The organism is Acrocarpospora sp. B8E8, assembly GCF_039871605.1.
Lineage (GTDB): Bacteria > Actinomycetota > Actinomycetes > Streptosporangiales > Streptosporangiaceae > Acrocarpospora > Acrocarpospora macrocephala.
The window spans coordinates 49,254-73,805 of record NZ_JBDPLV010000061.1; the positions used below are offsets into that span (position 1 = coordinate 49,254).

Below are 24,552 nucleotides of genomic sequence, written 5' to 3' on the forward strand. Positions count from 1 at the left end.
GACATCACCGCGAGTCCCAAACCCGGCCATTGACCAGGCAAGCTCTGTCCCGGCAGGTGCGTCCGGGCGGTCACGGGATCGCCAACCAGAGCGTTCGTGCGTTTCGTCCTGCCCGGATCCGCTGATTCTGGCGCATAGTGGAGACGCGTCTTCTTGATGACGGAGGTCTGTCGTGTTCGAGCGCTTCACCGACCGGTCCCGGCGCGTCGTGGTCCTGGCCCAGGAGGAGGCACGGCTGCTGCAGCACAACTACATCGGCACCGAGCACATCCTGCTGGGGCTGGTACGCGAGGACGAAGGTGTGGCCGCGCAGGCGCTGCGGGACTGCGGCATCGATCTCGCGGGGGTACGGGAGAAGGTCCGGGAGGTCATCGGTCTCGGCACTTCCGCGCCCATGGGGCATATTCCGTTCACGCCTCGCGCCAAGAAGGTGCTGGAACTGTCCCTGCGGGAGGCGCTCCAGTTCAGCCACAACTACATCGGCACCGAGCACATCCTGCTCGGCCTGATCCGCGAAGGCGAGGGCGTCGCCGCCCAGGTCCTGTACGAGCAGGGCGCCCACCTCCAGCGTGTACGCGAACGAATTCTCGACATCCTCGGCCAGCCCTCCGGCGAACGCGCCGACGAACCTCTGGCCCAGACGTTCGACCCGCTCAGCGCCGCGGTGACCCGTCGAATGAACGTGCAGTACCCACTCCTGCTCCGCATCCAGGCCAGCCTGGACGCCATCAACCGCCGCCTGGACGCCATGGGCGCTCCCCCGGACCCGGGGGTTCCCATCAAAGAGACCCCGGACGAAGAAGCCCCAGAAGAGCAAGCAAGCTAGGGCCCGCCTTCGTCAAGTTTCTTGATTGCGGGGGTTCTCCCACCCACCCATCCCTTTGTTTCCCCTCGGGCTCCGCCCGACCCCGGCATCGCCGTGATTGCCCTCCCGAAACGGCTGTGGCGGCACGGTGGACCGCCCACCCACCCAGCCCTCTGTTCATTCTCGGGCTCCGCCCGACCCCGGCATCGCCGTGGTTGCCCTCGACAGTCGCGGCACGGTGGAGGTTCCGCCCAGCCCTAATCAGGGCTATCGGGTTGTCTTTGGGCAGACTTGGTACTGGTAGCCGCCGGGTGGGTGAGCGCTCCCCAGCCCTGGGTCCTTTGGGAGCCCTGAACAAAGATCGTGCCCCTTCCGGACGGCAGCCTGCTGGGATGTCGTGCCACCCCTGATCGCGGGGGCGTGAGTGCTCGTTGATCAGGTCGCCGATGGTTCTCCCTCGCCGTCCGCCAAGAGGCTGCGCAGGACTAGTTGGACCCAGCGTCGCCGGGCTGGGTCCGGCGTCTCCTCGCCCGGCAGGAGGGCCAGGATGAGCGCCACGTCGTCAGCGGAGACATCGCGGTAAAGGGCCTTCTGCCGATGGCCGGCCGCCACGATCTGGCGGAGCGCCGCTATCGCGCGGTGCTCGACGTCGTTCAGGGAAGTCCGGACGAGGTCTCCGGCCGCGGCCTTGAGCAACCGGTCCTCCCCTGCCCGGGCAGCCACCGTCGTCACGAGCGCCACCAGCTCGTCGCGGGCGCTGCCGCCGGCGTCCAGGCGGGCCGATGCCGCGTCAAGGTCGGCAAGCATCTCCTCGATCCGCTCGCCCACGATGGCGGCGATCAGGTCCGCCTTGGCGGGAAAGTGGCGGTAGAGGGTGCCGACCGCGACTCCGGCCTCGCGGGCGATGTCGTCCATGCCGACGTCGACGCCGTGTGCGGCGATCAGGGCCCGGGCAGCACGCACGATGTTGGTTCGATTCCGCGCCGCGTCCGCGCGCAGTCCCCTGTCAGCCATCGCACCCGAACACCCTCTCACTCCTTGCGCTCAACCTGAACGTTAGTTCATCATAAATCATGAACCAACGTTCAGGTTAGGAGTGATCGAGGATGAGCACAGCACGCGCCTGGTCCACCGCCGGCCTGCCAGACCAGACCGGCAGGACCGTCATCGTCACCGGCGCCAACACCGGCCTCGGCAAGTCGACCGCCCGAGCGCTGGCCGGCCAGGGCGCCCTTGTGGTGATGGCCTGCCGGAACGAGGCGAAGGCACTGGCCGCGCGAGACGAGCTCACCGCGACCGGCGTCGATCCCCGGCAGCTCGCGGTACGCCGGCTGGATCTCGGCGACCAGGCCAGCGTGCGCGGCTTCGCCGAGGGGTTCCTCGCCGAACACGACCGGCTGGATCTGCTCATCAACAACGCGGGGCTCAGCGGCACCAGGTACGCCAAGACGGTGGACGGCTACGAGACCCAGTTCGGCGTCAATCACCTGGGGCACATGGCGCTCACCCTGCGGCTCCTGCCGGCCGTGGTGGCGACGCCCGGTTCCCGGGTGGTCACGCTCTCCAGCGGCGCGCACCGGTTCGGCCGGATCAGGTTCGACGACCCCCACTTCGACCGGGGCGGGTACCGGGCCTTCCCCGCATATGCGCAGTCCAAGCTGGCGAACTACCTGTTCAGCGCCGAGCTCGGGCGCCGGCTCGCCGCGGCCGGGCACCGGACCATCTCGGTGGCCGTCGACCCGGGTTTCGCCCGCACCGAACTCGGCACCAAGCAGGCGAGTCGCACGCAGCGACTCGTCATGCGAGTCAGTTACCTGCTCGTCCCGTCCCATTCCGCCGAGACGGGCGCCGGACCGACCCTCCGGGCCGCCACGGATCCGAACGCGGTCAGCGGGCAGTTGTACGCACCACGCCTGGGCACCCGCGGCGGACCGGTGGTGCAACGGCCCAGCCGCCGTACCACCGGAGACCCGCAGGTGGCCGCCCGGCTGTGGGACGCGTCGCTGACCATGCTCGGCCTCGAACCCCCAGCCGTACTCGCCGCCGTGGACGCCCGAAACAACCCCACCGACCGCTGAGCACGCCTCGCCCTCGCCGAAGGCTTCGCCACAGCAGGGATGTCCGTCGTGCCGGCCGACATGGATACCGCGGGGGCTCACCACGGCCACGAAAAGACTCACCGAACGGGACGCTGCCGGGTACGGACCCGGGTCATCGAGCGCGAACTCGCCCACCAGTACGGGCCAATGCGGCAGCTTCAGCCATTGACCCCTTCGCTGGCCTGGACGTGCTCGAACCCGCCATCGCCCGGCGGGTCTTGCCTCCGCCCCTCCAGACCAAGAACCGGCCCGGCATTCAGGAGTACGGCGTCGCCGCCGTCAGTACGCCCACAGGAATGCGGGCCTCGAGAACGCCTGGGTCCTCGGTGTAGTTGAGGGTCGCGCCCAAGGACAGCAGAAGGCGGCGCATGCGGGTGTTGTCGGAGAGAAGGGTGGCGCGGACTTCGGCGAAGCCCAGGTCGCGGGCCTCGGTGAGGAGGGTGCGGGCCAGGGCGGTGCCGAGGCCGCGGCCCTGCCAGCGGTCTTCGATGAGGAAGGCGAATTCGGCGATGCCGGGGTCGGGGGTGAAGTTGAGGGAGGCGAGGGCGACGAACTGGCCGTCGCGGCCGGCGACGATGGAGTGGCCGCGTTTGCGGTCGCAGAGGTGGTCGAAGATGCGGGGGGTGAGGGTGGGCATGGCGGTGAAGTAGCGGAATCGGCGGGATTCGGGCGAGCAGCGTTCGTGCAGGTCGCGTACGGCTTCACGGTAGAGCGGGTTGAGGGGTTTGACCTGGACCTCGGCGCCGTCGGGCAAGCGGATGACGTGGTCGGCGGCGGGCTGGTCGACGGGGGGCTGGGCGAGGCGGACGAGGGCGGCGGCGCGGGCGGCCTCAGTGAGGGTGAAGGGGAGGCCGGAGCGGCGCAGGCGGATGGAGCGGCGCGGGGCGACGGGCACGGTCAGCAGGGTCGGATCCGGCATTCCGGAGATGTCCGAGCCGAAGATCCAGCGGGCGTCGTCGGCGCGCAGGAGTTCGCGCAGGATCTCGGGGAGCCGCCAGGGCATCGCGCGCAGGCGGGCCGCCAGGAGCAGGGCGCGGGTGGGTTCGTCGGTGAGCTCGTGCGCGCTGGCGGGCAGGACGAGGACGCGGCGGCCCCCGGCTTCCTCCAGCGCGGCGCGGACGTCCTCGGCCGAGGCGGGGATCTCGGCGACGAATTCGTCCACCGTGCCGTCGGTGTCGGGTTGCACGGACAGCCCCAGTATGTTGCCCCCCTTCTCGGCCAGCGCCGAGGCGAGCGAGGCCAGCCGTCCGGGACGTTCGTCCACCGTCGTACGAATGCGCAGGAACCCCATGAATTCCGCTCCTTCCATCGCGGACAAGCCTGCCGAACAACTGTTACACGATTGCTACACAAGGGTGTGGCGGTCGTTTCTTTACCAAGAAATCACTACAAACCTTCGCTTCTCGCGGCGACATGGGGGATCAGCCGCGACTTCCGTCGCCAGATGCGGAGACTATGACGGATATAGCAGGATGAGCGTCATGAACGCTCCGCTCGCTCCGGGTTTCGTCAACGGGGACGTGTCCTTCTGGTATCGCTCGATCGGGGTGCCCGTACCCACCGAACCCCTGGCGGGGGACGTACAGGCGGACGTCGCCATCGTCGGGGCCGGATACACCGGCCTATGGACGGCGTACTACCTCAAGAAGCTCGACCCGGCCCTGCGGATCGTCGTCCTGGAGAAGGAGTTCGCGGGATTCGGCGCGTCCGGCCGCAACGGCGGCTGGCTGGCGGGCCTGCTCCCGGGCTCCGCGGCGAGGTACGCGAAACACCACGGACGGGACACCGCGCTCCGGTTCCAGCGGGAGATGTTCGCCGCCGTCGACGAGGTGATCCGGGTCGCCCAAGCGGAGGGCATCGACGCCGACCTGGTCAAAGGCGGCCTCTTCAACGTCGCCAGGACCCCCGCCCAGACCGCCCGGCTGCGCGCCGAGATCGTCGCCCAGCGCTCCTGGGGCTGGACCCCCGAGGACGTCGACCTGCTCAGCACCCGCGAGATGGCCGCGAGGATCAACGTCGAAGGAGCCCTGGCCGCGTCCTGGAGCCCGCACTGCGCCAGGATCCAGCCCGCCCTGCTGGCCAGAGGGCTGGCGCGAGCCGTACGCAACCTGGGGGTGGAGCTCCACGAGCGCACGCCCGTCACGGAGATCGCGCGAGGCCGGGCGGTCACGCCCGGCGGGACGGTCAGCGCGGACCTGGTGCTGCGCTGCACCGAGGGTTTCACCGCCGCCGTGCCGGGCCACCACCGCGACTGGCTCCCGATGAACAGCTCGATGATCGTCACCGAGCCGCTGGACAACTGGGACGAGATCGGCTGGAGCGGCCGCGAACTGCTCGGCGACATGGCCCACTACTACATGTACGCCCAGCGCACCGCCGACGACAGGATCGCCTTCGGCGGCCGCGGCCGCCCCTACCTGTACGCCTCCCGCCTGGACGACCGCGGCCACACCCACGACTGGACCGTCGACGCCCTCTGGCACCTCCTGACCTCGTTCTTCCCGGCGCTGAAACACGCCAGAGTGGAACACGCCTGGTCCGGCGTCCTCGGCGTGCCCCGCGACTGGTGCGCCACGGTCGGCCTGGACCGCTCGACCGGCCTCGGCTGGGCGGGCGGCTACACCGGCCACGGCGTCACCGCCACCAACCTGGCCGGACGCACCCTGGCCGACCTGGCCCTCGGCCGCGCCACCGACCTCACCACCCTCCCCTGGGTCGGCAGGCGGGTACGCCGCTGGGAGCCGGAGCCCCTGCGCTGGCTGGGCGTGCACGCGATGTACCGTCTCTACCGGCTCGCCGACGCCCGGGAGGCCACCGGCACGCCGCGCACCTCCGTTCTCGCCCGCATCGCCGACATGATCACAGGACACTGAAACATGACCGACCTGCTCTTCCGCGGTGGCCGCGCCTTCACCCCCGAGGGTTTCGCCGAGGCGGTCCTGGTCCGCGACGGCCGCATCGCCGCCGTCGGCCGGGAATCCGATCTGGTACGGCTCGCGCCGCACGCCGAGCCGTACGACCTGGACGGCGGCCTGCTCACCCCCGGCTTCACCGACGCCCACATCCACCCGATCCAGGCGGGCCTGGAACGCGCCCAGTGCGAGCTGTCGGAGGTGTTCGGCCTGGACGCCTACACCACCTTCATCGCCGACTACGCCACACAGAATCCGCATAAATCATGGATTGATGGCGGCGGCTGGGATATGTCCGCCTTTCCTGGGGGATTGCCGCACCGGACGCAGCTGGATTTCCTGGACCGCCCGGCCTACCTCATCCAGCGCGATCACCACGCGGCCTGGGTGAACACGCGAGCCCTCGAACGCGCCGGGATCACCAAGGACACCCCCGACCCCGCCGACGGCCGGATCGAACGCGACCCCGACGGCACCCCCTCCGGCGTCCTGCACGAGGGCGCGATGGACCTGGTCGGCCTCCTGACCCCCCGCCCCACCCCCGCCGACCAGGCCGCCGCCCTCCTCGACGCCCAGCGGCACCTGTTCTCCCTCGGCATCACCGGCTGGCAGGACGCCATCGTCGGCTCCTACGCGGGCTCCGACGACCAGCTCCCCACCTACATCTCCGCCGCCGCCACCGGCACCCTGAAAGCCCGCGTCGTCGGCGCCCTCTGGTGGGACCGCGCCCAGGGCGCCGAGCAGATCGCCGCCCTGACCGCCAGAAGGGCCTCCGCCGAAGGCCTGGACCGCTTCCGCGCCACCGCCGTCAAGATCATGCAAGACGGCATCGCGGAGAACTTCACCGCCGCCGTCATCGAGCCCTACTGCCACGGCGATCTCAAAAGTCGGGATGAGATCGCATGTCACTGCGGCGGCACCGGCCTCTCCTACGTCGACCCCGCGCTCCTGGGCGGCTACGTCAAGGAACTGGACACCCTCGGCTTCCAGGTCCACTTCCACGCCATCGGCGAGCGCGCCGTCCGCGAGGCCCTCGACGCCCTCACCGGCACCAACCCCGCCAACCGCCACCACATCGCCCACCTGCAGATCGTCACCCCGCCCGACGTCCCCCGCTTCGCCGCCCTGAACGTCACCGCCAACCTGCAGCCCCTCTGGGCCACCCACCACGCCCAGATGGACGAGCTCTGCATCCCCTACCTGGGCTTCCCGCGCTCCGACTGGCAGTACCCGTTCGCCGGCCTGGTCGCGCACGGCACCCGCCTGGCCGCGGGCTCCGACTGGCCGGTCTCCTCCGCCGACCCCATCCAGGCCATGCACGTCGCGGTGAACCGCACCGAACCCCCCGGCTCCCACAATTCCGGATACCCGACCGCGGCGACCCCGTTCCTCCCCGGCCAGAGCCTCACCCTGCGCACGATCCTGACCGCGTACACCTCCGGCTCAGCCTGGCTCAACGACTCCCCCGCGGGCATCCTCGAACCCGGCCGCCCCGCCGACCTGGCCGTCCTCGACCGCGACCCGTTCACCCTCGACCCCGCCGACATCTGGACGACGCGCGTCACCGCCACCTTTGTGGACGGGGAACAGGTCCACTAAATCCGTACAGCTTGGGAATCGCACCGAATCCGGTGAAACACTTTTCCGTCCATCGGCGAAGGAGGTCGACCGTTCACGCTACGGAAGGCAGGCGATGATACGAAAGACCCGGATATGGCCGCGGTGACCCGGGCGCTGGCAGCCGAGGAGGTCAGCGATGCGGCGATCATCGAGCACTCCTGGCGCGACCCCGAACGCTTCGCCGCGGTCTTCGACCGCTACTACGTCCAGATCCACGGGTTCGCGGCGCAGCGGCTGGGCCCGAGCCTGGCCGACGACGTGGCCGCGGAGACGTTCCTGATCGCGTTCGACCGGCGGGAACGCTACGACCTGTCCCGCGAGGACGCCCAGCCCTGGCTGTACGGGATCGTCGCCAACCTGATCGCGCGGCATCACCGGGCGGAGGCCCGGCGCTACCGGGCACTCTCCCGGACGCCCCGCGGCGAGGCCGACGACGGCCACGCCGACCAGGTCGCGGGCCGGGTGGACGCCCAGGCCCGGCAGGAACCGCTGATGGCGGCGCTGGCGAAGATCTCCGACGCCCACCGGGACGTGCTGCTGCTGGTCGCGTGGGCTGGGCTGAGCTGCGAGGAGGTGGCCGAGGCGCTCGGCATCACCTCCGCCGCCGTCCGCACCCGGCTGCACCGGGCCCGCAAGACGATCCGCGCCGCGCTGGACCGCGCCGAACCGACGACCACAGGAGAGGACCGTTGACGATGGACGACATCGAGCTGCTGCACGCGGCCCGGCCGCGGCCCGCCGCCCCCTCACCCGCCGCCTACACGGCCGCCCGCGCGGCCCTGCTCCAGCACGCCGCCATCCCGCCATCCCGCGGGCGCGACCGCCGGTTCTCGCCGTCGAGGACGCGCATACAGCTGGCCGCGGCAGCGGTCCTGGCCACGGGCGCCGCGGCGATCGCGGTGGTGATCGCCGCACCTTCGGGCCCGCCCGCCGTCACCCCCGGCACCCCGCCGTCCGCCGTACAGAAGTCAGGGCGGCAGATCCTGCTCGCCGCCGCGACCGTCGCGGCGGCCACCCCCGAGGAGTCGGGCACCTACTGGTACGTCAAAACCGCCTACACCAAGACCACCCCCCGGGGCGACACAGGAAAGGCATCCGTGGAGACCTGGACCCGGCACGACGGCCAATCGTGGGTCCGGCTGGATGAGGAAGGCAAAGTCACCGACAACGACGACAACGCCTCGCACTGGTCCGACGGCTTCGATCTGGAGGGCACCAGGCTGAGCTACGAGCAGATCCAGCGGCTCCCCACGGACCCGGACGAGCTGGTGACGTGGCTCGTCGCGCACGCCGGCGAGCCGCTGAACAAGGAGACCGCCCGCATCGTCCCGCTGATCGACGTGCTGTCCACCATGCCGGCGCCGCCGAAGGTCCGCGCGGCCGCCTTCCGCGCGCTCGCCTCGCTACCCAACGTCCGGAGCCTCGGCACGGTCGACGGCGGCGAGAGCCTCTCGATCGATCGTGAGGACGGCGAGCTCAGGCTGATCGTGGACCCGGAGGCAGCCCGGCTGCGCGAATCGGCCTTCACCGGCACAGGCAAGGCCGGCGGCACCTCGGTCGTAGAGGCGGCCGAGTGGACGGACGACCTGCCCGAGGCTGTCCGCTAGATACTGAATGGCTGAGGCCCCCGACTTGGTGGAAGTCGGGGGCCTCAGGCCGTACCAGCTAGTAAATCGGGCGAGAAGACGAGCGCAGTCGCTCCAGCGCCTCCGCGAGGATCTGGGCGCCGTCATTGTCGCTACGGCGTTCCTTCACATACGCGAGATGCGTCTTGTACGGCTCGTTCCGCGGCGGAGCGGGCGGGTTGGCCTCGTCCTGACCGGCCGGCAGCCCGCACCGGGGACAGTCCCAGTGCTCGGGCACGGCCGCGTCACTGGCGAAGCTGGGCCGCGTCTCGTGCAGGTTCGCGCACCAGAACGAGACCCGCACGCGGGGGGCCGCCTCGCCACGCTCGGCCTCGCCCATCGGACCGGCGCCGACTCGGCTGCCACGGATCGCGTTGCCACTACCCACGGATGAACTCCTCCTCGATCGCCCCGCGAGAATAGCGGGGGAGAAATGAATCTATGTCACGCGGCGGACTGCTACGGCTTGAGTAGCAGGCCGAGCGCGATGATGCACACGAACCACACGGAACCCGTGATGATCGTGAGGCGGTCGAGGTTACGTTCCACGACGGACGAGCCACCGAACGACGACGCGAAGCCACCGCCGAACATGTCCGTCAGACCTCCGCCTTTGCCCTTGTGGAGCAGGACGAGAAGGATCATGAGGAGGCTCGACAGAATGAGCGCGATGGAGATTCCGATAGTCACCGTAGACCTGTTCCCGGTAGCGCCTTATGCGGCATGACGACGATTCAATCTTGCTCTTTGAAGGGTACGACTTGTTGTCAAGTCGCACCCCCTAAACCGATGAGCTAGCCCGACATCTCGCCAAAACGGCAAATTTTGACGAACTCTCCCGGATCCAGACTAGCTCCGCCGACGAGCGCGCCGTCGACATCGGGCTTGGCCATGATCCCCGCGGTGTTGTCGGACTTCACCGAGCCTCCGTAAAGGATACGGACGGCGTCGGCCACTTCGCGGTCATAGAGCCCGGCGAGTCGCGTCCGGATGGCCCCGCAGACCTCCTGCGCGTCCTCCGGGGTGGCGACCTCCCCGGTGCCGATGGCCCACACCGGCTCGTACGCGACGACGATCGACTTCACCTGCTCGGCGCTGACACCCTCCAGCGCCCCGTCCACCTGCGCGATCGTGTACGGCACCTGGTCCCCGGCCTGCCGGATGGGCAGCCCCTCCCCCACGCACAGGATCGGCGTGATCCCGTGCCGGTAGGCGGCCTTCACCTTGGCGTTGACCAGCGCGTCGTCCTCGGCGTGGTACTGCCGCCGCTCGGAGTGCCCGGCCAGGACGAACGCGCAGCCGAGCTTGGCCAGCTGAGCCCCGGAGATCTCCCCGGTGTAGGCGCCGGCGTCGTGCGCGGACAGGTCCTGCGCGCCGTACTCGATCCGGAGCTTGTCGCCGTCCACCAGGGTCTGCACGCTGCGCAGGTCGGTGAACGGGGGCAGCACCGCGACCTCGACCTTGTCGAAGTCCTTGTCGGTGAGCGAGAACGCCAGCTCCTGAACCAGCTTGATCGCCTCAAGGTGGTTCTTGTTCATCTTCCAGTTGCCGGCGATCAGCGGTTTACGACTCAACGTGATCGTCCTCCAGCGCGGCCAGGCCCGGCAGGGTCTTGCCCTCAAGGTATTCGAGGGAAGCGCCGCCTCCCGTGGAAATGTGGGAGAACCCGTCCTCGGGCAGGCCCAGCTTGCGCACGGCCGCGGCCGAGTCGCCGCCGCCGACGACCGTGAACGCGTCCGAGGCGATCAGGGCCTCGGCGACCGCGCGGGTGCCCCCGGCGAACGCGTCGAACTCGAACACGCCCATCGGCCCGTTCCAGAACACCGTCCTGGCGTCGGCCAGCTTGCTCGCGAACAGCTCGCGGGTGCGCGGGCCGATGTCCAGGCCCTCCTTGTCGGCGGGGATCGCGGTGGCGTCCACCACCTCGAACGCGGCGTCCGGCGCGAAACCGTCGGCGGCCAGCACGTCCACCGGCAGCACCAGGTCGACCCCGCGCGCGGCGGCCTCGTCCAGGAAACCGCGCACGTCGCCGAGCTTCTCCTCCTGCAGGAGCGAGTTGCCCACCTCGTGCCCCTGCGCCTTGAGGAAGGTGTAGGCCATGCCGCCGCCGATGAGCAGCCGGTCCACCTTGGTCAGCAGGTTGGCGATGACGCCGAGCTTGTCGGACACCTTCGCCCCGCCGAGCACCACCACGTAGGGGCGGGCCGGGTCCTCGGTGAGCTTCTTCAGCACCTCGACCTCGGCCAGCACCAGGCCGCCCGCCGCGTGCGGCAGCAGCCGGGGCACGTTGTAGACCGAGGCGTGCCTGCGGTGCACGGCCCCGAAGCCGTCACCCACGTAGAGGTCGGCGAGCGCGGCCAGCTTGCCCGCGAACAGGGCCCGCTCCGCGTCGTCCTTGGACTCCTCGCCCGGCTCGAAGCGCAGGTTCTCCAGCAGCGCCACCTGGCCGTCGCGCAGGCCCGCCATCGTGGCCTGGGCGGACTCGCCCACCACGTCGGTGGCGAAGTCCACCGGCTCGCCGAGCAGCTCGGCCAGGCGCTTCGCGACGGGGGCGAGCGAGAACTTCGGGTTCGGCGACCCCTTCGGCCGGCCCAGGTGCGCGCAGACGATCACCATCGCGCCGCGATCGACCAGGTTGCGGATCGTGGGCACCGAGGCCCGGATCCGGCCGTCATCGGTGATCGTCTCCCCGTCCAGCGGCACGTTCAGGTCGGCGCGCACGAGCACGCGCCGACCCTTCACGTCGAGTTCGTCGAGGCCACGCATCAGAGTGAGGCACCCACGTACTCGATGAGGTCCACCAGGCGGTTGGAGTAGCCCCACTCGTTGTCGTACCAGCCGACGACCTTCGCCTGGTTGCCGATGACCTTGGTCAGGCCGGCGTCGAAGATGCAGGAGGAGGGGTCGGTGACGATGTCGGCGGAGACGATGTCGTCCTCGGTGTAGCTGAGGTAGCCCTTGAGGGCGCCCTCGGCGGCGGCCTTGAACGCGGCGTTGACGTCCTCGACGGTGACCTCGCGCTTGAGCTCCACGGTGAGGTCGGTGGCCGAGCCCGTGGGGATCGGCACGCGCAGCGCGTAGCCGTCCAGCTTGCCCTTGAGCTCGGGCAGCACCAGGCCGATGGCCTTGGCCGCGCCGGTGGAGGTGGGCACGATGTTGATCGCGGCCGCGCGGGCCCGCCGCAGGTCGCTGTGCGGCCCGTCCTGCAGGTTCTGGTCCTGGGTGTACGCGTGGATCGTGGTCATCAGGCCCTTCTCGATGCCGAAGGTGTCGTTGAGCACCTTCGCGAGCGGGGCCAGGCAGTTGGTGGTGCAGGAGGCGTTGGAGATGATCGTGTGCGCCGCCGGGTCGTACGTCCCGTGGTTGGCGCCCATCACGATCGTGACGTCCTCGTTCTTCGCCGGAGCGGAGATGATGACCTTCTTGGCGCCGTTCTCGGCGTGCACCTTGGCCTTGTTGGCGTCGGTGAAGAAGCCGGTCGACTCCACGACCACGTCCACGCCCAGGTCGCCCCAGGGCAGCTTGGCCGGATCGCGCTCGGCGAACGCCTTGATGGCCTTGCCGTCCACCGTGATCTCGTCAGCCGACGCCTTCACCTCGTACGGCAGGCGACCCAGGATGCTGTCGTACTTCAGCAGGTGGGCGAGCGTGGCATTGTCGGTCAGGTCGTTGACAGCGACGATCTCGATGTCCTTGCCGCTGGCGGCGGCAGCACGCCAGAAGTTGCGGCCGATACGGCCGAAGCCGTTCACGCCTACGCGGATGCTCACGTGATCCGATCTCCTCATGCGTCGTTACGTGACTGAAACCTCGGTGCAGACCCTATCGGACTGAAATTGGTTTAGACCACGCGAGGGTCCCACAGGTCGAGACGTCATAAAACTGACACTAAATCTTACAGATTGCCGTAAACCGTCCCGCTTCCGGGGGCCCGCTCTTCATCGGCTGATCAGCCCGAGAGCATGTCCGCGGTCAAGTTCGCCTCCGTGTTGGGCAGCCCGAGGTCCTGGGCGCGTTTGTCGGCCATCGCGAGCAGGCGGCGGATCCGCCCGGCGATCGCGTCCTTGGTCAGCGGCGGGTCGGCGATCTGGCCGAGTTCCTCCAGGGACGCCTGCTTGTGCTCCACCCGCAGCCGCCCCGCCACCACCAGATGTTCGGGGGCGTCGTCGCCGAGGATCTCCAGGGCGCGCTGCACCCGGGCCCCGGCCGCCACCGCCGCGCGGGCCGAGCGGCGCAGGTTGGCGTCGTCGAAGTTGGCCAGCCGGTTGGCGGTGGCCCGCACCTCGCGGCGCATCCGCCGCTCCTCCCAGGCCAGCACGCTGTCGTGGGCGCCGAGCCGGGTCAGCAGCGCGCTGATCGCGTCCCCGTCCCTGACCACCACCCGGTCCACGCCGCGCACCTCGCGGGCCTTGGCGTGGATCTTCAACCGGCGGGCCGAGCCGACCAGGGCCAGCGCGGCCTCCGGCCCCGGGCAGGTCACCTCCAGCGACATCGACCTGCCGGGCTCGGTCAGCGAGCCGTGCGCCAGGAACGCCCCGCGCCAGGCCGCCTCCGCGTCGCAGGTGGCCCCCGAGACCACCTGGCGGGGCAGGCCGCGCACCGGGCGGCCGTGGTTGTCGATCAGGCCGGTCTGCCGGGCCAGGGCCTCGCCGTCCTTGTAGACCCGGACCACGTACCGGGAGCCCTTCCGCAGCCCGGCCGGGGCCAGCACGAGCACCTCGGCCTTGTGGCCGAAGACCTCGCCGATGTCCTTGATGAGCCGCCGCGCCGTCACGTTGGTGTCGAGTTCGGCCTCGATGACGATCCGGCCCCCGACCAGGTGCAGGCCGCTGGCGAAGCGCAGCAGCGTGGACACCTCGGCCTTGCGGCAGCAGGGTTTCAACACGGGAAGGCGACTCAGCTCATCCTTCACTACACCCGTCATCGCCATCGCCAGTGTCCTCCCCGAGAATATGTGTGTCGGCAATCAACCGGTGGCTTCGCTGGGGCCGTCGGGGGTTGTCGCTTCCCCACGCTACTCAGATCAGGCACCGGAGCGCCGTGGTCAGTCTCTCGCACCCTGGGCAGGGAGGATCACCGCTTCTCGCGGAAAATCTCGTCCAGGACCTGGGCAAGACGGGGTGCATCGTGCCGCGCGGACCCGTCAGATGCTCCCACATCAGCTAATACCAGGCGTCCACCGAGGGCCACCGCGGCCTTCTCCAGCTCGGTCGGGTCCTCGGTCACCGAGGTGTCGGCCAGGACGGCGTCGACCAGCAGGGCGGGGGCGTGCTGGCGGAGCACCTCCAGGTGCTTCTGGGGGGAGAAGCCGTCGGTCTCGCCCGGCTGGGGGGCCAGGTTGAGGATGACCAGGCGGCGGGCGCTCGTCGCGTACAGCGCGCGGGCCAGTTCGGGGACCTTCAGGTGCGGGAGCACGCTGGTGAACCAGGAGCCGGGGCCGAAGACCACCCAGTCGGCGTCGTGGATGGCCTTGATCGCCTCCGGCGAGACCGGCGGGTCGGGCGGCACCAGCGAGATGGCCTGGACCCGGCCGGCGGTGAGCGCGCAGGCGACCTGGCCGCGCACCGTGGTCATCGTGCCGTCCACCTCGACCTCGGCCTGGATGTCCAGCGGGACGGCGGCCATGGGCAGCACCCGGCCGTGCGCGCCCAGCAGCCGGCCCACCCACTCCAGCGCCTGCACGGGGTCGTCCAGCAGCTCCCACAGGGCGACGATCAGCAGGTTCCCGACCGCGTGGCCGTGCAGCTCGCCTTCGCTCCTGAACCGGTGCTGGACCACCCGGCTCCAGGTCTGCCCCCACTCGTCGTCCCCGCACAGCGCGGCCAGCGCCATCCGCAGGTCACCCGGGGGCAGCACGCCCAGTTCGCGTCTGAGCCGCCCGCTGGACCCGCCGTCATCGGCCACCGTGACGACGGCCGTCAGGTCGGCCGTGACCCTTCTGAGCGCCGACAACGACGCGTGCAGCCCGTGGCCGCCCCCCAGCGCGACGACTTTGGCGGCCGGGGCCGGTTCACTCACTCGCGACCCACATCCCGATGGCTCACTTGCACCTCCATGCCGCGCTCGCGCAGCCTGCCGCCCAGTTGCTCCGCCATGGCGACGCTGCGGTGCCTGCCCCCCGTGCAGCCGACGGCCAGCGTGGCGTAGCTCTTGCCCTCGCGGGTGTACCCCGCCGCCACGACGCCGAACAGTTCCTCGTAGCCGTCGAGGAACTCTTTCGCACCGGGCTGCCCCAGAACGTACTCCCTTACCGGGCCGTCGAGCCCGCTCATTGGGCGAAGTTCCGGGACCCAGTGGGGATTGGGCAGGAATCGGCAGTCGACGACGAGGTCGGCGTCGACGGGCAGGCCGTACTTGTAGCCGAAGGAGACGATGTTGACCTTCAGGCCGGGCCGGTCCTCGCCGCCGAAGAAGGAGACGATCTTGCTGCGGAGCTCGTGCACGTTGAGCTTGGAGGTGTCGATCACCAGGTCGGCGTTGGCCCGGACCTCGCGCAGGATGCCGCGCTCGCGGTCGATGCCGTCCACCAGGCGGCCGTCGGCCTGCAGCGGGTGCGGGCGGCGCACGTTCTCGAACCTGCGCACCAGCGCGTCGTCGCTGGCCTCCAGGAACACCACCCGGACCCCGACGCCGCGGCCGTCCAGCTCCTCGATGGCCGCGTTCAGGTCGCTGGTGAAGGCCAGCGAGCGCACGTCGACCACGGCGGCCACCTTGTCGGCGGCCAGCTTGACCCGGCCCGCCTCCTCGGCCAGCGAGAACAGCAGCCCCGGCGGCAGGTTGTCGATCACGAACCAGCCGAGGTCCTCCAGCGCCTTCGCGGCCGTGCTCCGCCCGGCCCCGGACATGCCCGTGACGAGCACGAACGCGGGATCACTGGGCTGGTTCATTTCTTCTGGCTCATTTCTCTCCCTGCAACGCCGCGACGATGGCCTCGGCCGTCGAAGGACCGATGCCCGGAACCTCGCGGATCTCCTCGGCGGTGGCGTCGCTCAACCGTTTCACGGATCCGAAGTGTCGCAGAAGTGCTTGCCGCCGCGCTGGGCCAAGGCCGGGAACCTCGTCCAGCGCGCTCTCCTTGAGTGTTCTGGACCGCTTGGCTCGATGGTAGGTGATGGCGAAGCGATGTGCCTCGTCGCGCACGCGTTGCAGCAGGTAAAGGCCCTCACTGGAGCGCGGCAGGATGACCGGCTGGTCGTCGCCGGGCAGCCAGACCTCCTCCAGCCGCTTGGCCAGGCCGCAGACGGCGACGTCGTCCACGCCGAGCTCGTCCAGCGCCCGCTGGGCGGCCGCGGCCTGCGCGGGCCCGCCGTCCACCACGACCAGATTCGGGGGGTACGCGAACTTGCGCGGTTTCCCGGTCTCCGGGTCGATGGGTTCCCCGACGGGCTCCCCGCCGAGCTCCCCGGTGGCGCTGCGCTCCTCCAGGTAGCGCTTGAACCTGCGGGAGATGACCTCGTGGATGGAGGCGACGTCGCCTTCGGCGCTCTTGATCTGGAAGCGGCGGTACTCGCTCTTGCGGGCCAGGCCGTCCTCGAACACGACCATGGAGGCGACCACGTTGGTGCCCTGGATGTGGGAGACGTCGTAGCACTCGATCCGGAGCGGGACCTGGTCGAGTTCCAGCGCGTCCGCGATCTCCTGGAGCGCCTTGCCGCGGGTGGTCAGGTCGCTGGAGCGGCGCAGCTTGTGCTGGGTGAGGGCCTCCTTGGCGTTGCGCTCGACGGTCTCCATGAGGGACTTCTTGTCGCCGCGCTGGGGCACCCTGACGTCGACCCGGGAGCCGCGCTGCTCCTCCAGCAGCTCCAGGACCGCGTCGTGGTCGGGCGGCACGGCCGGGACCAGGATCTCCCTGGGGATCTCGGACTCCGAGTACATCTGGAGCAGGAAGTGCTCCACCAGCTCGCCCGGGGTGGTCTCCTCGACCTTGTCGACCACCCAGCCGCGCTGGCCGCGGATCCGGCCGCCGCGCACGTAGAACACCTGCACGGCCGCTTCCAGGGGGTCTTCGGCCAGGGCGATGACGTCGCAGTCGGTGGCGTCGCCGAGCACGACGGCCTGCTTCTCCAGCGCCTTCTGCAAGGCCTGCACGTCGTCGCGCAGCCGGGCGGCCAGCTCGTATTCCTGGACGGCGGAGGCTTCCCGCATCTTGTGTTCGAGCCGCTTGATGAACCGGGTGGTGTTGCCCGCCATGAAGTCGCAGAAGTCCTCGGCGAGGGCGCGGTGCTCGTCCGGGGTGACCCGGCCCACGCAGGGCGCCGAGCATCGGTCGATGTAGCCGAGCAGGCACGGCCGCCCGATCTGCCCCGCCCGTTTGAAGACGCCCGACGAGCAGGACCGGATCGGGAAGACCCGCAGCAGCAGATCGACGGTCTCCCGGATCGCCCACGCGTGCGAGTAAGGCCCGAAGTAGCGGGTTCCCTTGCGCTTGGCCCCGCGCAGCACCTGCACGCGGGGGAAGTCCTCCCCCATCGTGACCGCCAGGTACGGATACGACTTGTCGTCGCGGTATTTCACGTTGAAGTGGGGATCGAACTCTTTGATCCACGAGTATTCGAGCTGCAGCGCCTCGACTTCGGTGCGGACCACCGTCCAGTCCACCCGGGCGGCGGTGGTGAGCATCGACTGGGTCCGGAAGTGCAGGCTCGCGAAATCCGCGAAGTAGGAGTTGAGCCGCTGCCGCAGGCTCTTCGCCTTGCCCACGTAGATCACCCGGCCGCTGGGATCCCGGAATCGATAGACCCCGGGCGACTCGGGAATCGATCCGGGCGCTGGCCGATAAGTTGCCGGATCTGCCACTCTCAAAGCCTACTGTCCCGCACCGACATTCCCGTCTGGCCCAGCGAGGCCGACGCCGTGAAGGCGGGCTGGAAGAGGCCTACGCGGTCCTCCGGCGCGGGCCAGGGCGATTTCAAAGTCGCGCGCCTGAATAGTTCGCCGGATTCCATGGCTACTCAAATCCGGACATTACAACATAATCAGGCATAAGTCTGCGACCTTGAATCCACCCTGGGTGCGAGCGGCCATGACCGGCGTGGGCTCACCCATCATCGGGGGCGGTCGCGGCCGGGCGCGGAAGGGCCCGGCCCCGCGCCCACCATGGCGGGGGACGCGGGGCCGGTGCGCGCCGAAAGGGCTTCCCGTAGCCGCGGGCAGCCCTCCACCCCAGGAGTATCGGCGCGCGCGAGACACATCCGGCCACACAGCGGACGGATCTCGCAGTCAATGACCGGGCCGGATATATCCGGCCCGGGGGTTGTATAGGCCAACCCGACGGTCGCGGCCGCGCTGATGGCCGCGAAGGCGAGGAGCGCGCGGGCTCCCCGCCGATCGGTGGCGTCGTGACGTTCTGACGCTGTGGTTTCTCGGTGTGTGGCGTTTCGGTGTGTGGCGTGGTGTGCGGGTCAGGCCAGGACGATGCTGTCGCCGGAGACGCTGATCTGCTTCTCCTCCAGGGGGCCCTTGGCGGGGCCGCCGGCCACCGAGCCGTCCTCGATCTTGAAGCGGCTGCCGTGGCAGGGGCAGTTGATGGTGCCGTTGGAGATGCTGGCCACCGTGCAGCCCTGGTGGGTGCAGACGGCCGTGAAGCACTTGAACTGCCCGGCGGTGGGCTGGGTGATCACGACCTTCTCGTTCTCGAAGATCTTGCCGCCGCCCTCCGGGATGTCGGCCGTCTTCGCGAAGGCGTCCGCCGGGGGAGCCTCCTCCGCCGGGGCCGCCTCTTCGGTCTCAGCTGGGTCCTCAGTCGCGCTGTCCTCGGTCACGTCCGCCGCGGGCGGATCCTCGGCCGGAGGGTCGGCCGGTTCCGCGGCGGTGGTCCCACCTCCCGACTGGTAACCCGTGCACGCCGTCAGCGCGACCGCGAGCCCGGCCCCGCCCACGCCCAGGACCACCGCACGCCGCGTTGGCTCCCGCCGCTCAGCTGTCGAAGCATTCCCGGAAATCGGCAAGGGGTTGCCGGAAGCATCCATGTTTCGCCCTCCACTGGGGTCTGTTGTCATTAAGTACGGCTGTCACCCCGATGAGGGTTCAGCATGCCGCACCAGTAACGGGCGGAGTATGGACAATTACCGATTTCCCGAAAGTACTCTGACTCCCCAAACCACCCGCTCCCCCGCCCGTCACAACCCCGCGGAGCAGGACAGGCGGCACCCGCCACAACCTAGGGCGTTCGGGCCTGAGAGGAACGACTTCCCCTATTTGTGGTCCCGCTGTTACTGTTGGTGATGTGGTGACGGGATTGAACGCACCCGGCTTGCCGGGGAACGGCTCCAACGATCTGTTATCGGCACCGCGATATACGGCATGGCCTGCCATGCCGGGCAGTGAGTCACGCTGCCGCACGCGGCCTGAACCGTCGAAGCCATCGACGGCGAGGAGCTGCAAGCTCGGTCGTTCACGGCCGAGAAGCTGACAGGCCTAGGATCTTGCGCAGGAACGCGCCGGTGTGACCGGCCTCGATGACCGCCCCCGGGGCCGCCGACATCACGGCCCCGGGGGCGTACACAACATTTAGAGGCCCAGGATCTTGCGGAGGAAGGCGCCGGTGTGGCTGGTGTCGATGAGGGCCACGTCCTCTGGGGTGCCGGTGGCCACCACCAGGCCGCCGCGGGAGCCGCCCTCGGGGCCCATGTCGATGACCCAGTCGGCGGTCTTGATGACGTCCAGGTTGTGTTCGATGACGATGACCGTGTTGCCGTTGTCGACCAGGCGGTTGAGGACGCCGAGCAGGCGGCGGATGTCCTCGAAGTGCAGGCCGGTGGTGGGCTCGTCGAGGACGTAGATGGTGCGGCCGGTGGAGCGGCGCTGGAGTTCGGAGGCGAGCTTGACGCGCTGGGCCTCGCCGCCGGACAGGGTGGTGGCGGGCTGGCCGAGGCGGACGTAGCCGAGGCCGACCGCGTTGAGGGTGTCCAGGTGGCGGCGGATGGCGGGGATGGCCTCGAAGAAGTGCAGGGCCTCCTCGATCGGCATGTCCAGGACCTCGGAGATGGTCTTGCCCTTGTAGTGGACCTCCAGGGTCTCCCGGTTGTAGCGGGCGCCGTGACAGACCTCACACGGCACGTACACATCCGGGAGGAAGTTCATCTCGATCTTGATGGTGCCGTCGCCCGAGCACGCCTCGCAGCGGCCGCCCTTGACGTTGAAGCTGAACCTGCCCGGCTGGTAACCGCGGATCTTCGCCTCGGTGGTCGCCGCGAACAGCTTCCTGACGTGGTCGAACACCCCCGTGTAGGTGGCGGGGTTGGACCTGGGCGTGCGCCCGATCGGGGACTGGTCCACGTGCACGACCTTGTCCAGCAGATCCATCCCGACCACCCGGGAGTGCCGGCCCGGCACCGTCCTGGCGTTGTGCAGCTCCTTGGCCAGCGCGTTGTACAGGATGTCGTTGACCAGCGTCGACTTGCCGGAACCCGACACCCCGGTCACGGCCGTGAACACGCCCAGCGGGAAGTCCACGTCCACGCCGGTGAGGTTGTGCTCACGCGCGCCCTTCACGGTGAGCTGCCGCTTCCGGTCGCGCTTGCGGCGCTTGGCCGGGATCGCGATCTCGCGCCGCCCCGACAGGTACGCCCCCGTCAGCGACTCCTCGCTGGCCAGCAGCTCGTCCACGGTTCCGGACACGACGACCTGGCCGCCGTGCTCACCGGCCCCGGGGCCGATGTCGACCACCCAGTCGGCGGCGGCGATGGTGTCCTCGTCGTGCTCCACCACGATCAGCGTGTTGCCCATGTCGCGCAGCCGGATCAGGGTCTCCAGCAGCCGATGGTTGTCCCGCTGGTGCAACCCGATGGACGGCTCGTCCAGCACGTAGAGCACGCCGACCAGGCCGGACCCGATCTGGGTGGCCAGCCGGATGCGCTGCGCCTCGCCGCCGGCCAGGGTCCCGGCGGCCCGGTCGAGGGTCAGGTAGTCGAGCCCGACGTCCAGCAGGAAGCCCAGCCGGGCGTTGATCTCCTTGACCACCCGTTCGGCGATCTGCATGTCGCGCTCGGACAGCTTGAACCCGCTCAGGAAGCGGGCGCACTCCCCGATCGACAGCGACGACACGTCCGCGATCGACGAGCCGCCCACGGTGACGGCCAGCGACACCGGCTTGAGGCGCTTGCCCTGGCAGGCCGGGCAGGGCACCTCCCGCATATACCCTTCGTACTTCTCCCGGGCGGCGTCGCTCTCCGATTCGGCGTGCCGGCGCTGCACCCAGGTGATGGCGCCCTCGAAGTTGGTGTAGTAGGACCGCTCCCGCCCATACCGGTTGCTGTAGCGGATGTGGATCTGCTCGTCGTGGCCGTGCAGCAGGGACTTCTGGGCCTGCTTGGACAGGCGGTCCCAGCGGGTGTCGAGGGTGAAGCCGAGGGCGTTGCCGAGGCCCTCCATCAGCTTCTCGAAGTAGTCGCTGGTGTGGCCGCCGGACCAGACCGAGATCGCGCCGTCACCGAGGGTGCGCTCGGGGTCGGGCACGATCAGCTCGGGGTCGACCTCCATCCGGGTGCCGAGGCCGGTGCACTCCGGGCAGGCGCCGAACGGCGAGTTGAACGAGAACGAGCGGGGTTCCAGCTCCTCGAACGACAGGTCGTCATACGGGCAGTAGAGGTGCTCGGAGTAGAACCGTTCCCGGTTCTGGTCGTCCGGGTCGAGGTCGACGAAGTCCAGGGTGATGGTGCCGCCGGAGAGCAGGAGGGCGGTCTCCACCGAGTCGGTCAGCCGCCGCCGCGCGGTGTCCTTGACCGCGAGCCGGTCGACGATGACCTCGATGTCGTGCTTCTCGTATTTCTTGAGGGTCGGCGGCTCCTCCAGCCGGATGATCGTGCCGTCCACCCGGGCCCGCGCGAAGCCCTTCGTGGTGAGCTCGCGGAACAGCTCCGCATACTCCCCCTTGCGGCCGCGGATGACCGGCGCGAGCACCTGGAAGCGGGTGCCCTCCTCCAGTTCGAGCACCCGGTCCACGATCTGCTCCGGCGTCTGCCTGGCGATCGGCCGCTCGCACTGCGGGCAGTGCGGCTTGCCGATCCTGGCCCAGAGCAGCCGGAGGTAGTCGTAGACCTCGGTGATCGTGCCGACCGTGGAACGGGGGTTCCTGCTGGTCGACTTCTGGTCGATGGAGACCGCCGGGGAGAGCCCCTCGATGAAGTCCACATCCGGCTTGTCCATCTGGCCCAGGAACTGCCGTGCGTACGCAGAAAGGGACTCCACGTAGCGGCGCTGGCCCTCGGCGAAGATCGTGTCGAAGGCCAGGCTGGACTTGCCGGAGCCGGACAGCCCGGTGAAGACGATCAGAGCGTCTCGCGGGAGGTCCAGCGAGACGTCCTTCAAGTTGTGTTCACGTGCGCCACGCACGATAAGGCGGTCAGCCACGGCGATCCCGGTAGGTCGATTGTCTCAACAGGAGGTGCACGGGGCAGGCTACCCAGACCCACTGACATTTTCGCGAGGTCCTGCCACACGGCCGTCGACCTCATCCACATCCAGGGTAAATGCAGCGTCAACCGGCCGCTGGACATTCCCCGGTCCCGCTTCTGTCGCCGCCGCCGGATACGATCGGGGTTCATGTCAGTCCTCGACACGTACCAGAACCAGCTCACGGCCTCGACCGAGCGCCTGGTCACCACGGTGGCCGCGCTGACCGACGCCGACGTCCTCGCGCCGTCCCGCCTGCCGGGCTGGAGCCGGGGGCACGTCATCACCCATGTCGCCAGAAGCGGCGACAGCCTGATCAATCTGTTCACCTGGGCGCGCACCGGCGTCCCGATCCCGCAGTATCCGAACATGGACGTCCGGAACGCGGATATCGAGGCGGGCGCGGGCCGTCCGGCCAAGGAGCAGCTGGCCGATCTGGAGGAGAGCGCGGACCGGTTCGCCGCGGCCGCCGGGGAGATGACGGAGAGCGACTGGACGGTCATGGTCGGCGCGATGACCGGCGGGAACCACCCGGCCTGGTATGTGCTGATGCGCCGCCTGCGCGAGGTGGAGATCCACCACGTCGACCTCGGCCGGGGCTACGACTGGCCGGACTGGCCGGAGCAGTATGTCGTGTGGGATTTCCATGACACCATGCGCAGCTGGACCCCCGGCGCGGGGCCGGTCAGCGAGATCAGGGTCGTGGCGGGTGACGAGGCGCACGACGAGACCTGGACCGGCCTGGGTGAGGGCCCCAGCGTGCAGGGCTCCCGCCGGGACCTGCTCGCCTGGCTGACCGGCCGCACCACCGGCCACCGCCTCAGCGCCTCGGGCCCGCTCCCTACCCCGCCCTCCTGGCCGTTCCAGGCCGCTCCGCCCAGCCTGCCCGCCCAGATCCCGGACAGCTGGCCCCCGGCCGTCTGAACCACGTGATCACGGCACCGCGAACCACACGCTGGGCGACCCCTGGCCTGTGACCGCCTGAACCGCGTGATCATGAGCTCCGCGAACCACACTAGGCAACCCCTGGCCTATGACCGTGTGAGCCGCATGATCACGGGCACCGCGAACCGCACGCTGAGCGACGCCTGGCCTGTGGCCGTCCGAAAGCGCGTGATCGCGAGGTCCCGCGAACCACACGCTAGGCAACCCCTGGCCGTCTGAACTCTTCGTGATCGACTTTTCCGGATGGGCCTCGCGGACCGCGATTCTGGTCGGTTTCCGGGACGATCACGTGGGCTCGATAACGTAGGCCGTACCGACTTATAAGGAGGGGCTGATTAGACTTTGATTTCTTGTGCGGAGCTGTCTAGACGTGCTCGCCATGAGCATGTATCGGATTGGCGAGTTCGCCGCGAGGATCGGACGGTCGGCATCGACTGTCCGCCGGTGGGAGCGCGAGGGCCGTATCACGACGAAGCGCACTCCTACCGGGCAGCGGTACTTCGACGAGTCCGACGTGCGCGCTGTCTTACACCCGTCCTTCGAGGCCCCGAAGCGGGCCACGGTGGTGCATTGCCGGGTTTCGTCGCCGGGCCAGAAGAACGACCTCGCCTCGCAGATCGAGGCGATGGAGACCTTCCGCCTCGGCGCCGGTATCGCGGTGGACGAGTGGATCAGCGAGATCGGCGGGGGCATGAACCTGCGCCGCAAGAAGTTCCTCGCACTGATGGACCGGATCGAAGACGGACAGGTCGGTCACCTGGCGGTCGCGCACAAAGACCGGCTCGCCCGGTTCGGGTTCGACTACATCGAGCACGTTGCCGAGCGGAACGGCTGCACCCTGACCGTGGCGAACGCCGAGACGCTGTCCCCCCGGCAGGAGCTGGTGGAGGATCTGCTGGCGATCGTGCGCACCTTCTCGTGCCACCTGTACGGCCTGCACCGCTACAAGAAGCAGCTCACGCAGGAACTGAAGGGCGGCGGTGAGTGAAGGTCACCCGCATCGCCTACAGCAAGGATCTCAACGGCGGTAAATACAGGCAGCTCATCGAGCAGGCCGCGCGTTTGGGACGCGTGCGCTCGTTGGTGTGGCGCAAGTACGGCTCGATAGCCGGCGTCGGCCTGTCCGACCGGATGATCCGCGACCAGTGGATGGC

The 24,552-nt window shown here is 69.4% G+C and carries 20 protein-coding genes and 1 pseudogene; 8 read left to right on the forward strand and 13 right to left on the reverse strand.

Features of this window, described 5'->3' with window-relative positions; all coding sequences use genetic code 11:
• Nucleotides 1-172 precede the first annotated feature (172 nt).
• Nucleotides 173-598 (forward strand): annotated as a pseudogene (locus tag ABGB08_RS41010) (Clp protease N-terminal domain-containing protein); the annotation flags it as partial.
• A 642-nt stretch (nt 599-1,240) separates the two neighbouring features.
• Here the strand turns inward: ABGB08_RS41010 and ABGB08_RS41015 are convergent.
• The gene (locus tag ABGB08_RS41015) at nt 1,241-1,819 is read right to left on the reverse strand and encodes a helix-turn-helix domain-containing protein (RefSeq protein ID WP_347601980.1); all 579 of its coding nucleotides are present in this window, start codon (nt 1,817-1,819) and stop codon (nt 1,241-1,243) included.
• A 92-nt stretch (nt 1,820-1,911) separates the two neighbouring features.
• Here ABGB08_RS41015 and ABGB08_RS41020 point away from each other — a divergent pair, with 92 nt between their 5' ends.
• The gene (locus ABGB08_RS41020; protein WP_347601982.1) at nt 1,912-2,883 is read left to right on the forward strand and encodes an oxidoreductase; all 972 of its coding nucleotides are present in this window, start codon (nt 1,912-1,914) and stop codon (nt 2,881-2,883) included.
• Nucleotides 2,884-3,160: 277 nt separating this feature from the next.
• On the opposite strand, the gene ABGB08_RS41025 is transcribed toward ABGB08_RS41020, so the two are convergent.
• The gene (locus tag ABGB08_RS41025) at nt 3,161-4,195 is read right to left on the reverse strand and encodes a GNAT family N-acetyltransferase (protein ID WP_347601984.1); all 1,035 of its coding nucleotides are present in this window, start codon (nt 4,193-4,195) and stop codon (nt 3,161-3,163) included.
• Between the two features lie 190 nt (nt 4,196-4,385).
• On the opposite strand from ABGB08_RS41025, the gene ABGB08_RS41030 reads away from it, so the two are divergent.
• The 4 genes from ABGB08_RS41030 (at nt 4,386) to ABGB08_RS41045 (ending at nt 9,043) form a co-directional block, all read left to right on the forward strand.
• Nucleotides 4,386-5,777, forward strand: a complete 1,392-nt coding sequence (locus tag ABGB08_RS41030) for an FAD-binding oxidoreductase (protein ID WP_347601986.1) — start codon at nt 4,386-4,388, stop codon at nt 5,775-5,777.
• Between the two features lie 3 nt (nt 5,778-5,780).
• Nucleotides 5,781-7,415: an amidohydrolase gene (locus ABGB08_RS41035; RefSeq protein ID WP_347601988.1), complete on the forward strand. Its 1,635-nt coding sequence runs from the start codon at nt 5,781-5,783 to the stop codon at nt 7,413-7,415.
• 114 nt (nt 7,416-7,529) lie between these two features.
• Entirely contained in the window at nt 7,530-8,129 is a 600-nt protein-coding gene (locus tag ABGB08_RS41040; RefSeq protein WP_347601990.1) for an RNA polymerase sigma factor, read from the forward strand.
• A 2-nt stretch (nt 8,130-8,131) separates the two neighbouring features.
• On the forward strand, nt 8,132-9,043 hold the full coding sequence (locus tag ABGB08_RS41045) for a CU044_5270 family protein (RefSeq protein ID WP_347601992.1): 912 nt from the start codon (nt 8,132-8,134) through the stop codon (nt 9,041-9,043).
• Nucleotides 9,044-9,101: 58 nt separating this feature from the next.
• Here ABGB08_RS41045 and ABGB08_RS41050 read toward each other — a convergent pair whose 3' ends face one another.
• The 11 genes from ABGB08_RS41050 to uvrA form a co-directional block, all read right to left on the reverse strand.
• Nucleotides 9,102-9,449, reverse strand: a complete 348-nt coding sequence (locus tag ABGB08_RS41050; protein WP_155360803.1) for an RNA polymerase-binding protein RbpA — start codon at nt 9,447-9,449, stop codon at nt 9,102-9,104.
• A gap of 71 nt (nt 9,450-9,520) precedes the next feature.
• On the reverse strand, nt 9,521-9,751 hold the full coding sequence (gene secG / locus ABGB08_RS41055) for a preprotein translocase subunit SecG (RefSeq protein WP_155351632.1): 231 nt from the start codon (nt 9,749-9,751) through the stop codon (nt 9,521-9,523).
• A 104-nt stretch (nt 9,752-9,855) separates the two neighbouring features.
• Nucleotides 9,856-10,641, reverse strand: a complete 786-nt coding sequence (gene tpiA, locus ABGB08_RS41060; RefSeq protein WP_347602022.1) for a triose-phosphate isomerase — start codon at nt 10,639-10,641, stop codon at nt 9,856-9,858.
• Nucleotides 10,625-11,827 carry a phosphoglycerate kinase gene (locus tag ABGB08_RS41065; protein WP_347601995.1) on the reverse strand — a complete coding sequence of 401 codons (1,203 nt, stop codon included), beginning with the start codon at nt 11,825-11,827 and terminating at the stop codon, nt 10,625-10,627. The genes tpiA and ABGB08_RS41065 overlap by 17 nt, the downstream gene beginning before the upstream one ends.
• Complete coding sequence (gene gap, locus ABGB08_RS41070; RefSeq protein ID WP_155360805.1) at nt 11,827-12,831, reverse strand: type I glyceraldehyde-3-phosphate dehydrogenase; 1,005 nt, start codon at nt 12,829-12,831, stop codon at nt 11,827-11,829. The genes ABGB08_RS41065 and gap overlap by 1 nt, the downstream gene beginning before the upstream one ends.
• A 179-nt stretch (nt 12,832-13,010) precedes the next feature.
• On the reverse strand, nt 13,011-13,991 hold the full coding sequence (gene whiA / locus ABGB08_RS41075; RefSeq protein ID WP_155351629.1) for a DNA-binding protein WhiA: 981 nt from the start codon (nt 13,989-13,991) through the stop codon (nt 13,011-13,013).
• A 143-nt stretch (nt 13,992-14,134) separates the two neighbouring features.
• Nucleotides 14,135-15,079 carry a uridine diphosphate-N-acetylglucosamine-binding protein YvcK gene (yvcK, locus tag ABGB08_RS41080; RefSeq protein WP_347601998.1) on the reverse strand — a complete coding sequence of 315 codons (945 nt, stop codon included), beginning with the start codon at nt 15,077-15,079 and terminating at the stop codon, nt 14,135-14,137.
• Complete coding sequence (gene rapZ / locus ABGB08_RS41085; RefSeq protein WP_155351627.1) at nt 15,076-15,948, reverse strand: RNase adapter RapZ; 873 nt, start codon at nt 15,946-15,948, stop codon at nt 15,076-15,078. Before rapZ ends, yvcK begins: the two co-directional genes overlap by 4 nt.
• 10 nt (nt 15,949-15,958) lie before the next feature.
• Complete coding sequence (gene uvrC, locus ABGB08_RS41090) at nt 15,959-17,857, reverse strand: excinuclease ABC subunit UvrC (RefSeq protein WP_347602000.1); 1,899 nt, start codon at nt 17,855-17,857, stop codon at nt 15,959-15,961.
• A gap of 605 nt (nt 17,858-18,462) precedes the next feature.
• Entirely contained in the window at nt 18,463-18,951 is a 489-nt protein-coding gene (locus ABGB08_RS41095) for a Rieske (2Fe-2S) protein (protein ID WP_347602002.1), read from the reverse strand.
• 619 nt (nt 18,952-19,570) lie between these two features.
• Nucleotides 19,571-22,411 (reverse strand): excinuclease ABC subunit UvrA, encoded by a 2,841-nt coding sequence (gene uvrA / locus ABGB08_RS41100; protein ID WP_347602004.1) that lies wholly within the window; start codon nt 22,409-22,411, stop codon nt 19,571-19,573.
• A 192-nt stretch (nt 22,412-22,603) separates the two neighbouring features.
• Here uvrA and ABGB08_RS41105 point away from each other — a divergent pair, with 192 nt between their 5' ends.
• Both ABGB08_RS41105 and ABGB08_RS41110 read left to right on the forward strand, forming a co-directional pair.
• Complete coding sequence (locus tag ABGB08_RS41105; RefSeq protein ID WP_347602006.1) at nt 22,604-23,377, forward strand: maleylpyruvate isomerase family mycothiol-dependent enzyme; 774 nt, start codon at nt 22,604-22,606, stop codon at nt 23,375-23,377.
• 400 nt (nt 23,378-23,777) lie between these two features.
• Nucleotides 23,778-24,386 carry an IS607 family transposase gene (locus ABGB08_RS41110; RefSeq protein WP_347602008.1) on the forward strand — a complete coding sequence of 203 codons (609 nt, stop codon included), beginning with the start codon at nt 23,778-23,780 and terminating at the stop codon, nt 24,384-24,386.
• The last annotated feature ends 166 nt before the right edge of the window (nt 24,387-24,552 follow it).

Bases quoted from the DNA above. Each gene is read 5' to 3' on its own strand.
- ABGB08_RS41020 (WP_347601982.1), top strand. From the start codon at position 1,912: ATGAGCACAGCACGCGCCTGGTCCACCGCCGGCCTGCCAGACCAGACC.
- ABGB08_RS41035 (WP_347601988.1), top strand. From the start codon at position 5,781: ATGACCGACCTGCTCTTCCGCGGTGGCCGCGCCTTCACCCCCGAGGGT.
- ABGB08_RS41105 (WP_347602006.1), top strand. From the start codon at position 22,604: ATGTCAGTCCTCGACACGTACCAGAACCAGCTCACGGCCTCGACCGAG.
- ABGB08_RS41030 (WP_347601986.1), top strand. From the start codon at position 4,386: ATGAACGCTCCGCTCGCTCCGGGTTTCGTCAACGGGGACGTGTCCTTC.
- whiA (WP_155351629.1), bottom strand. From the start codon at position 13,991: ATGGCGATGACGGGTGTAGTGAAGGATGAGCTGAGTCGCCTTCCCGTG.
- rapZ (WP_155351627.1), bottom strand. From the start codon at position 15,948: ATGAACCAGCCCAGTGATCCCGCGTTCGTGCTCGTCACGGGCATGTCC.
- ABGB08_RS41065 (WP_347601995.1), bottom strand. From the start codon at position 11,827: ATGCGTGGCCTCGACGAACTCGACGTGAAGGGTCGGCGCGTGCTCGTG.
- ABGB08_RS41045 (WP_347601992.1), top strand. From the start codon at position 8,132: ATGGACGACATCGAGCTGCTGCACGCGGCCCGGCCGCGGCCCGCCGCC.
- ABGB08_RS41110 (WP_347602008.1), top strand. From the start codon at position 23,778: ATGAGCATGTATCGGATTGGCGAGTTCGCCGCGAGGATCGGACGGTCG.
- ABGB08_RS41015 (WP_347601980.1), bottom strand. From the start codon at position 1,819: ATGGCTGACAGGGGACTGCGCGCGGACGCGGCGCGGAATCGAACCAAC.
- ABGB08_RS41025 (WP_347601984.1), bottom strand. From the start codon at position 4,195: ATGGGGTTCCTGCGCATTCGTACGACGGTGGACGAACGTCCCGGACGG.
- ABGB08_RS41040 (WP_347601990.1), top strand. From the start codon at position 7,530: ATGGCCGCGGTGACCCGGGCGCTGGCAGCCGAGGAGGTCAGCGATGCG.